Source organism: Rhodosalinus sp., assembly GCF_046542825.1.
GTDB lineage: Bacteria > Pseudomonadota > Alphaproteobacteria > Rhodobacterales > Rhodobacteraceae > Rhodosalinus.
The window spans coordinates 18151-28136 of record NZ_JBKHAQ010000030.1 but is presented as its reverse complement, the minus strand read 5'-3'; the positions used below and the strand labels follow the sequence as shown (position 1 = coordinate 28136).

Here is a 9986-nt window from a genome sequence, read left to right as displayed (position 1 = left end):
GACCTGCAAGGGGCCGCTGGTGTTGCTCACCCGCTTCGTCACGCCCGCCGAGATCGAACCTCCGTCGAAGCCAACGGCTCATCCGATACCGGCCTCGGCAAAGGTCGCCATGTCGTTGTGACAGGCCAGCGCGCCGCGCAGCACGGTCAGCGCCAGCGCCGCGCCGGTTCCTTCTCCGAGCGCCATGCCGAGCGACAGGATGGGCGCCTTGCCCATCGCTTCCGCGAGGCGGGCGTGGCCCGGTTCCGCGCTGAGATGGCCGATGAGACAATGCTCGAGCAGGCGGGGGTTCGCGCCATGCAGCGGCGCCACCGCCGCCGTGCAGATGTAGCCGTCGAGCAGGACGGGGATCCGCGCCGCGCGGGCTGCGAGAACGGCGCCGCAGATCGCCGCCTGTTCGCGCCCGCCGAGCGCCGCCAGCAGGTGCAGGGGTGCCAGTCCCGCGTGACGCCGCACGCCGCGCGCGACCACCTCGGCCTTGCGCGCCAATCCCGCCGCATCGCTCCCGGTGCCGCGGCCGACCCAATCCGCGGCTGCACCGCCGCAGATGGCATGGGCCAGCGCGGCGGAGACGGTGGAATTGCCGATCCCCATTTCGCCCAGGATCACGATGTCGGCCCCCGGGTCCACCGCCGCCGCGCCGCGCCGCAGCGCCGCCAGGCACTCGGCTTCGGTCATGGCGGGGCCTTCTGTGAAATCCGCCGTGGGCCGGTCGAGGTCGAGGGCGACAACCCCCAGCTGCGCCCCGGCCACGCGACAGAGCTGGTTGATGGCCGCGCCGCCGGCCTCGAAATTGGCGACCATGAGCGCTGTCACCGCTTGCGGAAAGGGGTTCACGCCCTGCGCGCAGATGCCGTGGTTGCCGGCGAAAACCAGCGCCTGCGCATGGTCGATCCGCGGTCGCGCGGTGCCGCGCCACCCGGCCATGAAGGCGGCCAGCTCTTCGAGCCGTCCGAGCGATCCCGGGGGCTTGGTCAGGTCCGCCTGACGGGCGCGCGCGGCCTCGATCGCTGCCCGGTCGGGGCCGGGCAGGTCGAGGGCGGCGATGTCTTCGAGGCGCGCGGGATCGACGGCATTGGTCATGTCGGTTTCACTTTCAGGGGCTGGCCGGAGACGCAGAACCAAAGTTCGTCACAGGTCCCGGCAAGGCGTTGATTGGTCAGGCCGGCGGCATCGCGATAGGCCCGGGCGAGGGCGTTCTCTGGGACGATCCCCGATCCCACCTCGTTGGTGACGAAGACGACCGGCGCATGCAGGGTCGGGAGCAGCTCCGTCAGGGCTTTGACCTCCGTTTCCCAGTCCCGCCCGGCGAGCATGAGGTTCGACAGCCAGAGCGTGATGCAATCCACAAGCCGTGGACGCCCGGAGGCATCGCTCCGGGCCAGCACCCCCGCGAGGTCCTGAGGTGCCTCCAGCGTGTCCCATTCGGCGCCGCGACGGGCCCGGTGTCGGCCGATGCGGTCTTGCATCTCGGCGTCGAAGGCTTCGGCCGTGGCGATGTAGATCGCAGGGGTGCCAAGGCCCAGCGTCATCCGCTCCGCCAACAGGCTCTTGCCGGACCGGGCTCCGCCCGTGATGAGGATCGACTTTGCCATGCCGACGTGAAAAAGCAGGTTTGAAAACCTTTGGAAACCCTGATGTCGGCACACGATCCGTCCGAGGCGATCCTGACCCGCCATGCCCCTGCCGCGACGCACGGCGGGGTCGGCGCCTCTGTGTATGTCGCGCGCTGAAGCATGGTCTGGGTCGCGGGGCATTTCGGGGAGTGGGTCCAGGGCTGTCTGGGCGAGAACGTGGCGCTGGTCACCCTTGCGTGCCCGACGAGGGGGGTGGAAGCGTCCTGGCAGGAGGCACACCATCTTGTGCTCGACGACCGTGCCGGACTTGTGGGCCCGGAGCGGGCCGGGGCCTTTCTGGCCGCGCTCGGGCTTTCCGAACGGGGTCTTGTCCGGATCGCTCCCGATCTGCCCGCCGGTGTCGGCGCGGGCATGTCGACGGCCGCGCTGGTCGCCGTGGCGCGCGCTGCGGGGGCGGCGGAAGACCGGATCGCAATGGCGTGCCTTGCGGTCGAGGGGGCCGTCGATCCGGTCATGCTGCCAGTGCCCGACGCGATCCTCTGGGCGCCGCGCGAGGCCGTGACGCTTGCGCGTATGTCGCCGCCGCCCCGAGCCGACATTCTCGGCGGGCTGTGGGGGCCGCCGATGCCCACCGATCCGCGCGATACGGCTTTCCCCGAGGTCCATGATCTGGTCGCGGCTTGGGCGGCCGGGCCAGACCTGCCCCAGGCCGCGCGGCTGGCAAGCCTGTCGGCAGCGCGCACCACGGCACTGCGCGGCCCGGAGGGCGACCCGACAGCGGACCTGGTCGGGCGGCTGGGGGCGCTGGGGTGGGCGCGGGCCCACACCGGATCGGCGCGCGCCCTGATATTTCCGCCAGGCGCGATACCCGCGAACGGAGAAACGGTCCTTCGGGAGGCGGGCTACGACCATGTCTTTCGCTTCCGGACCGGATGCAGACCATGAGCTTTGCCGCAATGATGGCGCTTGGCCTTCTCGTCGATGCCGCGCTCGGCTGGCCGGATCGTCTTTACCGGCGCCTCGGGCATCCGGTGACCTGGATCGGCGGGGCCATTTCCGGGCTTGAAATCCGGTGGAACCGTGGGTCCGCGCGCGCGCGCCAGATCCGCGGGGGGCTCTGCGTCTGTGTCGTGGTCATCGGGGCGCTGGTCCCGGCATGCCTGTTGCAGTCCATCCTCCCCGATGGCGGTGCGGGGATCATTCTTGGCGGCCTCCTCGTCTGGCCGTTCGTCGCCGTGCGCTCGCTTCACGACCATGTCGCGGCGGTGGCGCGCCCATTGGCGGCGGGCGATCTGCCGGGGGGGCGTCACGCCGTGTCCATGATCGTCGGACGGGATCCCGCCCGTCTCGACGAGGCGGGCGTCGCCCGTGCCGCGATCGAGAGCCTCGCCGAGAATGCGTCGGACGGTATCGTCGCCCCGCTCTTCTGGGGGGCGGCGCTCGGGCTGCCGGGCATCGTCGCCTACAAGGCGATCAACACCCTCGATTCGATGATCGGGCACCGCACTGCGCGCCACGAGCATTTCGGCAAGGCCGCCGCCCGCCTGGACGATCTCGTGAACCTCGTCCCGGCGCGGTTGACAGGGCTGGCCTTCGCACTGGTCTCGACGCGTCCGCGCGCCGCGCTGGCCCGGATGATGCGCGATGCGCGCAAGCACCGGTCGCCCAATGCGGGATGGCCCGAGGCCGCCATGGCAGGCGCCCTGCAGGTTCGCCTTTCGGGACCAAGGGCCTATGGCGACGTCGTGACCGAAGAGCCATGGGTCAATGACGGCGCACCGGATCCGGGGCCGGATCAGATCGTCCGGGGGCTTGCGCTCTACCGGCGGGCGATGATCCTGTGCGGCGCGGGGCTTGTTGGATTGGCTCTGGCGGGAGGCTAGTCCGGTGATGGCTGGACGCGATCATGGCGGCGATCTGGACAGGGCACGGACCCTTCACGGCGGCACGGACTGGATCGACCTGTCGACCGGGATCAACCCGCGCCCCTATCCGATGCCGGAGATCCCGCCCGCGGCGCTGGCCGCCCTGCCGACGTCGGAGGAGATCATGGCGCTAGAAGCTGCCGCCGCCGCGGCTTGCGGCACCGTGACTGGCGTCGTCGCGCTGTCCGGCGCGCAGGCGGCGATCCAGCTCGTCCCCCGCCTGCGCGAGGCCGGACATGCCGCGGTGCTGAGCCCGAGCTACAACGAACACGCCGCATCGCTGCGCGCGCATGGCTGGTGCGTGGCCGAGGCGCGGGACCTCGCCGCGATGGAGGGCGCCGATCTTGCGGTGGTGGTCAACCCCAACAACCCGGACGGGCGCGCCTGGGCGCCCGAGGTTCTGGCCGATCTTGCGGGTCGGGTCGGCCTGCTCGTGGTGGACGAGAGTTTTGCCGATCCGCATCCCGAGGTGTCGCTCTGCCCGCGTCTCCGGGATCTGGGAGAGACCGCGCTGGTGCTGCGGTCCTTCGGCAAGTTCTACGGCCTCGCGGGGCTGCGTCTGGGCTTTGCCATTGGCGGCGCGCGAACCCTCGCCCTGCTGCGTGATCTCGCGGGACCGTGGGCTGTCAGCGGCCCGGCCATCGTCGCCGGGCGGGCGGCACTGGGCGACCATGCGTGGCGGACCGCGACGACAAGGCGGCTTTTCCGCGCCGCGGCGCGGCTGGATGCGCTGGCGGACAGCGCAGGTTGGTCGCTTGTCGGCGGCACCGCCCTGTTCCGCACCTACGAGACGGGCGATGGCTTCGCCGTCCGGGATCGGCTGGCTGTTGGCCGGATCTGGACGCGTGCCTTTCCGTATAGCCGCGGCTGGCTGCGCCTCGGGCTGCCGGGGAGCGAAGACGCCTGGTTGAGGTTGGAGCGCGCGTTAGCGTGCGGACGCGAATAGACCGTCGACATCGAGATGGGTTTCCAGATGCGCGGCAAGCGCGTCGAGCGTGCGGTCGACGCTGGTGTCGTATCCCTGGCTCGCGGCGGTGAGGCCGAACCCGGCAAGGTAGGCCGCGCGGAACGCATCGTCGCGGAACATGCCGTGCAGGTAGCTGCCTTCGATCCTGCCATCGCCGCTGACCGCGCCTTCGGGCATGCCCTCCACACGCGCGAAGGGACGCGCGCGATCCTCGCCTTGCGTCTCGCCGATATGGATCTCGTAGCCCTGAAAGGCCACGCCGGTCGCGGCGTGCACGGCCGAGACCTCGGTCAGCCGCTTCTTCGGCGTCATCACCGTGCGCAGGTCGAGCAGCCCCAGACCTGGGTCGGACCCGGCCGGTCCCTCGATGCCCTCCGGATCGGCCACCTCGCGGCCCAGCATCTGGTAGCCGCCGCAGATGCCAAGGACGCTGCCGCCGCGCCGGACATGGGCGGCGAGATCCACGTCCCAGCCCTGCGCGCGCAGGAAGGCCAGGTCGCCGCGGGTCGATTTCGTGCCCGGCAGGATCACGAGATCGGCATCGCCCGGAATGGCCCGCCCCGGCCCGAGCATGGTCAGCCTGACATCTTGTTCCTGCGCGAGCGGGTCGAGATCGTCGAAATTGGCGATCCGGCTGAAGCACAGGCAGACCACGTGGAGACCCGCCTCGCGCCGGGGGGCGGAGAGGTCCACGGCGTCCTCCGCGGGCAGCCGCCAGGCATCCGGGAACCACGGGCAGACGCCGAAGCCGCGCCAGCCCGTGCGCGCCTCGATCAGGGCATAGCCGTCGTCGAAGAGCGACGGGTCGCCGCGGAACCGGTTGACCAGGAAGCCCGCGATCTGCCGCGCATCCTGCGGGTCGATCACCGCCCGTGTTCCCACGATCTGCGCGATGACGCCGCCGCGGTCGATATCGCCGGCGAGGATCACGGGGACATCGGCGGCCCGCGCGAAGCCCATGTTGGCGATGTCGCCGTCGCGCAGGTTGACCTCGGCCGGGCTGCCCGCGCCTTCGACCAGCACCAGGTCATGCGCGGCCTTCAGCCGGTCGAAGCTTTCCAGGACCCTCGCCAGAAGCTGCGGCTTGAGCTTCTGGTAGTCGCGCGCCCGCGCCGTGGTCAGGCGCCGGCCCTGCACGACGACCTGCGCGCCGACATCGGTTTCGGGTTTCAGAAGCACCGGGTTCATGTCGGTGTGCGGCGTCAGACCGGCGGCCATCGCCTGCAGCGCCTGCGCGCGCCCGATCTCGCCGCCATCGGCCGTCACGGCGGCGTTGTTGGACATGTTCTGCGGCTTGAAGGGCGCGATCGAAAGGCCACGCCGTCGCGCCGCACGGCACAGGCCCGCGACCAGCAGCGACTTCCCGACATTGCTGCCGGTGCCCTGGATCATCAGCGCGCGGGGCTTCATCAGATCCGCCACGGCTCGAGCCATTCGCGCGCCCAGCCGGGCATTCGCGGCCACGACCGGATGCCTTTTTCGCGCCAAAGCCGCCGATCCTCGTTCATCGAGCCGCGCCCGACCAGTTCCGTCAGAAACGCGTCATGCGGATATACGAAGCCATCGTCGTGGTCGAAGAACGCGACATGCACGTCCTTGCCCACATACTTCCGGTCGACGACGAGACGACCTTTCAACTGAACCTTCAGAAATGTGTGTCCGTCGACATGACAGGCGATGAGGTCAGCACCCTGCCAATCATCGCTCAGCCGCAGGCAATTGAATCCGTAATCCGCCAGCCGCGCCGCCAGCTTGTGGAAATTGCGGTTCTCCTGCTGTCGGGGATTCAGGTCTTCATAGGCGATCCGGGAAAAGACTCGGTCCGGCACGTCAGAACTCCACCCCTTTCTGCGCCTTCACGCCGTCCCGGAAGGGGTGTTTCGTCAGCGTCATCTCGGTCACGAGATCCGCCGCCTCGATCAGTTCCGGTTTCGCGTTGCGGCCCGTCAGGCAGACATGGGTCATCGGCGGCTTGCGCGTCAGCAGGAAATCGACGACCTCGTCGATGTCCAGATAGTCGTAGCGCAGCGCGATGTTGATCTCGTCGAGCAGGACGAAGCGGATATCGGGATCGAGAATCTGCTCTTTCGCGATGCGCCAGCCGTTCTGTGCCGCCGCCACGTCGCGCTCGCGGTCCTGCGTCTCCCAGGTGAAGCCCTCGCCAGAGACGAAGAACCGGCATTCCTCGGCGAAACGCGCGCGCAGGAGGGTCTTCTCGCCGGTCTCCCAGTTGCCCTTGATGAACTGGACCACCGCGCAGGGCATGCCCCAGGCGATGCAGCGCAGGATCATGCCGAAGCCGCTCGAGGACTTGCCCTTGCCCGGCCCGGTATGGACGATGATCAGGCCCTTCTCCTCGGTCTTGGTCTTCATGATCTCGTCGCGCGCGGCCTTGATGCGCTTCATCTTCTCGTTGTGGCGCGCGGAGATATCGGCGTTGTCGGAGGCATTGTCGCTCATCGGTCTCTCCGGGGGGCGTGGCTTCGGGCGGCACGAAATCACAGGGATCGGACACCGGCAAGTCAACTCCGCGACCCGCTGAACACGGGACGCGGCAGCGGACCGCCGAGATGCGGTGCCATCAGGAGCACAAAGCCGAGCCAACCGGCGCACCAGAGCAGGGCGGCGAGATCGAGCATGTCGGCCATACGCGCCGGAACGGCCAGAAGAACGAGGCAATAGGACATCCCGACCCCGGCCCTGGCCTTCAGTCCGTCGGCCGTCCTGTGGGCGAAGACACGCGCCGAGATGCCCAGAACATGTCCGCCCATCGCCCCCATCACCAGGGCGTGCTGCGCCGCTGCGGGCCCGAGTCCGATGCCTCGAAGCGACAGCCCCCAGAGCACCAGCCCCACCGGCACCCAGAGGCAGGCCGCCGTGAGAATCGCGAGCAGGACATCGCGGCCGGCTGGGGCGAGCGGCCAGGTGGCAATGAAACCCAGCATGGCGAGACCGCCGCAAACCAGAAAGGCGCCCGCCGCGGAATAGGCGCCCGCGGCGAGAAGAGCGGCGGACGCCGCGACAGCGGCAAGCGCCGCGCGGCGCAGCCATCGCGGCAGGCCGACGTCCCGCCGCGCCGCGCCGGTGGCGGCATGCGCGAGGAACGCGGGCACCATCCGCCCGCCGACATGGATGAGGAACGCCGCGAAGCCGAGGACTGCAAGACCGGCATGGGCCGGCGCGATCTCACCCGTCTCCATCTCCAGTATCCACGCCCCGGAGAAGACCCCGCCGGTCATCGCGGCGGCCATGAAGACAGGCTGCCATCCTTGCCCGGCCCGCAGCGCCTCACGCGCGAGCAGGGCCGCGACCGACCAGAACATGGCAGTCGAGCACAGCGCGGTCGCCCATGCCGGAACTGCCTCCGTCAGCAGCCCGATGCGCGTGCAGCACCAAAGCAGCGCGATCGCTGCGACCGGCGCGCCTTTGCATGGCGCCCGGCCGGTCCAGCTGCTGACCGCGCTGCAAAGATATCCCGCAGCCGCCGCCCCGCCGAACCCGAAGGTCATTTCATGCACATGCCACATCAGCGGGTCCGGAAGCGTCGCCATCAGCCCCGGCGCCCATTGCCACAGCGCCACCGACGCCGCCGCCCAAAGCCCTGCAAGCAGGAACATCGGACGCGCCGCCGCGGCCAGAAACCCGCTCTGAGGCCAGATTCTCTGTTCTGCCATTCTGCCCGATACCATGCCGTACCCTCGTCTTGACAAAGTGGCTCGATCTGCCCCAAACGGAAGCTCTGGTTCCTGTCATGAGACAGGTGAAAAGGGAATGCGACAGGGGTTCACGTCAGGCCCCAAGCGCAGCCGCCCCCGCGACCGTGACCGGAGAGGGCGCCCGATTGCCACTGGCCGCATCCGCGGACCGGGAAGGCCGGGCGACCGACAGGGCCAAGGCTCTGACATCCGCAAGCCGGGAGACCTGCCAGCAAGGACGACGCAACCGGGCGGGGTGTTCCGGTGTCGGGATCATGACCCTCGCGACGAGGGCGTTTCCCGCCATCTGGCACGGCGCCCCCCGACGAGGGACGACATGATGACGCGCGCGCATGATCCGGAGAGCACCTCCGAGACCGAGCTGCTGGTCTGTGTGAAATGCCGGCGCGGGCAGCAGATCCACGGGGACGAGCGCCGCCCCGGCCAGCGCCTCTACGACACGCTGCGCACCATGGCACTGCCGGACGGCGTGCGGCTGCTTCCCGTGGAATGCTTGCAGAACTGCGATCACGGGTGCACGGTGGCGCTGCGTGGCGGCGAACGCTGGACCTATGTGTACGGGAATGTCGACGAAGCGTCGCATCCGGACGTGATCCTGGACGGCGCGGCACGGTATCACGCGACGGGCGATGGACTGGTCCCCTGGCGCGAACGCCCCGATCATTTCAAGCGCAACTGCGTGGCTCGCATTCCGCCCGCCACTTACCATCCAGCCCCGGAGGCCGACCCGACATGACCGATCTCGCCAAGCTCCCCGTCACCGTGATCACCGGCTTTCTCGGCTCGGGCAAGACCACGCTGATCCGTCACCTCATGCAGAATCCGGGCGGCCGGCGGCTGGCGGTGGTGGTCAACGAATTCGGCGACGTGGGCGTCGACGGGGAGATCCTGAAGGGCTGCGCGATCCCGGACTGCCCGGCGGAGAACATCGTGGAGCTTGCCAATGGCTGCATCTGCTGCACCGTCGCCGACGATTTCATCCCGACGATCGAGGCGCTGATGGCGCTCGACCCGCGGCCCGATCACATCCTGATCGAGACCTCGGGGCTCGCGCTGCCCAAGCCGCTGCTGAAGGCCTTCGACTGGCCCGATATCCGGTCGAGGATCACCGTGGACGGCGTGATCGCGCTGGCCGATGCCGAGGCGGTGGCCGCGGGCCGGTTCGCCCCGAATGTCGCCGCCGTGGAGGCGCAGCGCCTGGCCGACGACAGCCTCGACCACGAAACGCCGCTGTCGGAGGTCTTCGAGGACCAGATCGCCTGCGCCGATATCGTGCTTCTCACGAAGCCCGACCTTGCCGGACCCGAGGGCGTGGCCCGCGCCCGCGCCATCATCTCGGCCGAGGCGCCGCGCCCCCTGCCCATCGTCGAGGTCGCCGAGGGCGCGGTGGACCCGCGCGTGATCCTGGGCCTCGAGGCCGCCGCCGAGGACGACATCGATGCGCGCCCCAGCCATCACGACGACCACGACGACCACGAGCACGACGATTTCGACAGCGTGGTGATCGACATCCCCGAGATCGCCGATCCGGCCGAGCTGGTGGCGCGCATCGCCGACCTGGCCCGGCGACGCAACATCCTGCGCGTCAAGGGCCATGCCGCCGTCGCGGGCAAGCCGATGCGGCTGCTGGTGCAGGCCGTCGGCGCGCGGGTGCGGCACCAGTACGACCGGCCCTGGCGGCCCGAGGAAGGGCGGCGCGGGCGGCTCGTGGTGATCGCCGAGCATCACGACATCGACGCGGCCGCGATCCGCGGTGTCCTTGCCCCCGGCCCGCAGGCCGCGGAGTAACGGGGGGGCGCGC

General features: G+C 69.8%; 11 protein-coding genes and 1 riboswitch. Of the genes, 5 read left to right on the top strand and 6 right to left on the bottom strand.

Annotation, left to right across the window (positions count from 1 at the left end; translation table 11 throughout):
* Nucleotides 1-78 precede the first annotated feature (78 nt).
* On the bottom strand, nucleotides 79-1083 hold the full coding sequence (cobT, locus tag ACLFOB_RS06130) for a nicotinate-nucleotide--dimethylbenzimidazole phosphoribosyltransferase (protein WP_410925513.1): 1005 nt from the start codon (nucleotides 1081-1083) through the stop codon (nucleotides 79-81).
* Nucleotides 1080-1595 (bottom strand): bifunctional adenosylcobinamide kinase/adenosylcobinamide-phosphate guanylyltransferase, encoded by a 516-nt coding sequence (gene cobU, locus ACLFOB_RS06125; protein ID WP_410918114.1) that lies wholly within the window; start codon nucleotides 1593-1595, stop codon nucleotides 1080-1082. The genes cobT and cobU overlap by 4 nt, the downstream gene beginning before the upstream one ends.
* Before the next feature lie 141 nt (nucleotides 1596-1736).
* Between cobU and ACLFOB_RS06120 the strand changes: the two genes are divergently transcribed.
* Genes ACLFOB_RS06120 through cobD form a run of 3 tightly spaced genes read left to right on the top strand, consistent with a single transcriptional unit; the run spans nucleotide 1737 to nucleotide 4448 of the window.
* Nucleotides 1737-2522, top strand: a complete 786-nt coding sequence (locus ACLFOB_RS06120; RefSeq protein ID WP_410918111.1) for a hypothetical protein — start codon at nucleotides 1737-1739, stop codon at nucleotides 2520-2522.
* On the top strand, nucleotides 2519-3460 hold the full coding sequence (gene cbiB, locus ACLFOB_RS06115; protein ID WP_410925512.1) for an adenosylcobinamide-phosphate synthase CbiB: 942 nt from the start codon (nucleotides 2519-2521) through the stop codon (nucleotides 3458-3460). The genes ACLFOB_RS06120 and cbiB overlap by 4 nt, the downstream gene beginning before the upstream one ends.
* A gap of 7 nt (nucleotides 3461-3467) precedes the next feature.
* The gene (gene cobD, locus ACLFOB_RS06110) at nucleotides 3468-4448 is read left to right on the top strand and encodes a threonine-phosphate decarboxylase CobD (RefSeq protein WP_410918110.1); all 981 of its coding nucleotides are present in this window, start codon (nucleotides 3468-3470) and stop codon (nucleotides 4446-4448) included.
* On the opposite strand, the gene ACLFOB_RS06105 is transcribed toward cobD, so the two are convergent.
* From ACLFOB_RS06105 to ACLFOB_RS06090, 4 genes are all read right to left on the bottom strand, one after another.
* Entirely contained in the window at nucleotides 4428-5879 is a 1452-nt protein-coding gene (locus tag ACLFOB_RS06105) for a cobyric acid synthase (RefSeq protein ID WP_410925514.1), read from the bottom strand. The two genes, cobD and ACLFOB_RS06105, sit on opposite strands and share 21 nt — an antisense overlap.
* Complete coding sequence (locus tag ACLFOB_RS06100; RefSeq protein ID WP_410925511.1) at nucleotides 5879-6298, bottom strand: hypothetical protein; 420 nt, start codon at nucleotides 6296-6298, stop codon at nucleotides 5879-5881. The genes ACLFOB_RS06105 and ACLFOB_RS06100 overlap by 1 nt, the downstream gene beginning before the upstream one ends.
* Nucleotide 6299: 1 nt before the next feature.
* A complete protein-coding gene (gene cobO, locus ACLFOB_RS06095) occupies nucleotides 6300-6929 on the bottom strand; it encodes a cob(I)yrinic acid a,c-diamide adenosyltransferase (RefSeq protein WP_410925510.1) in 630 nt (209 codons plus the stop codon).
* A gap of 62 nt (nucleotides 6930-6991) precedes the next feature.
* Nucleotides 6992-8143 carry an NnrS family protein gene (locus ACLFOB_RS06090; RefSeq protein ID WP_410925508.1) on the bottom strand — a complete coding sequence of 384 codons (1152 nt, stop codon included), beginning with the start codon at nucleotides 8141-8143 and terminating at the stop codon, nucleotides 6992-6994.
* Between the two features lie 49 nt (nucleotides 8144-8192).
* A riboswitch (cobalamin riboswitch) is annotated at nucleotides 8193-8413 on the top strand.
* Nucleotides 8414-8501: 88 nt separating this feature from the next.
* Between ACLFOB_RS06090 and ACLFOB_RS06085 the strand changes: the two genes are divergently transcribed.
* Together ACLFOB_RS06085 and cobW are read left to right on the top strand one after the other, a co-directional pair.
* On the top strand, nucleotides 8502-8921 hold the full coding sequence (locus ACLFOB_RS06085; protein WP_410925506.1) for a DUF1636 family protein: 420 nt from the start codon (nucleotides 8502-8504) through the stop codon (nucleotides 8919-8921).
* Nucleotides 8918-9973, top strand: a complete 1056-nt coding sequence (gene cobW, locus ACLFOB_RS06080) for a cobalamin biosynthesis protein CobW (protein WP_410925504.1) — start codon at nucleotides 8918-8920, stop codon at nucleotides 9971-9973. Before ACLFOB_RS06085 ends, cobW begins: the two co-directional genes overlap by 4 nt.
* The last annotated feature ends 13 nt before the right edge of the window (nucleotides 9974-9986 follow it).

Coding starts and splice junctions, on each gene's coding strand:
- ACLFOB_RS06105 (WP_410925514.1), bottom strand. CDS start 5,879: ATGAAGCCCCGCGCGCTGATGATCCAGGGCACCGGCAGCAATGTCGGG.
- cobW (WP_410925504.1), top strand. CDS start 8,918: ATGACCGATCTCGCCAAGCTCCCCGTCACCGTGATCACCGGCTTTCTC.
- ACLFOB_RS06085 (WP_410925506.1), top strand. CDS start 8,502: ATGATGACGCGCGCGCATGATCCGGAGAGCACCTCCGAGACCGAGCTG.
- cobD (WP_410918110.1), top strand. CDS start 3,468: ATGGCTGGACGCGATCATGGCGGCGATCTGGACAGGGCACGGACCCTT.
- ACLFOB_RS06090 (WP_410925508.1), bottom strand. CDS start 8,143: ATGGCAGAACAGAGAATCTGGCCTCAGAGCGGGTTTCTGGCCGCGGCG.
- cobO (WP_410925510.1), bottom strand. CDS start 6,929: ATGAGCGACAATGCCTCCGACAACGCCGATATCTCCGCGCGCCACAAC.
- ACLFOB_RS06120 (WP_410918111.1), top strand. CDS start 1,737: ATGGTCTGGGTCGCGGGGCATTTCGGGGAGTGGGTCCAGGGCTGTCTG.
- cobU (WP_410918114.1), bottom strand. CDS start 1,595: ATGGCAAAGTCGATCCTCATCACGGGCGGAGCCCGGTCCGGCAAGAGC.
- cbiB (WP_410925512.1), top strand. CDS start 2,519: ATGAGCTTTGCCGCAATGATGGCGCTTGGCCTTCTCGTCGATGCCGCG.
- cobT (WP_410925513.1), bottom strand. CDS start 1,083: ATGACCAATGCCGTCGATCCCGCGCGCCTCGAAGACATCGCCGCCCTC.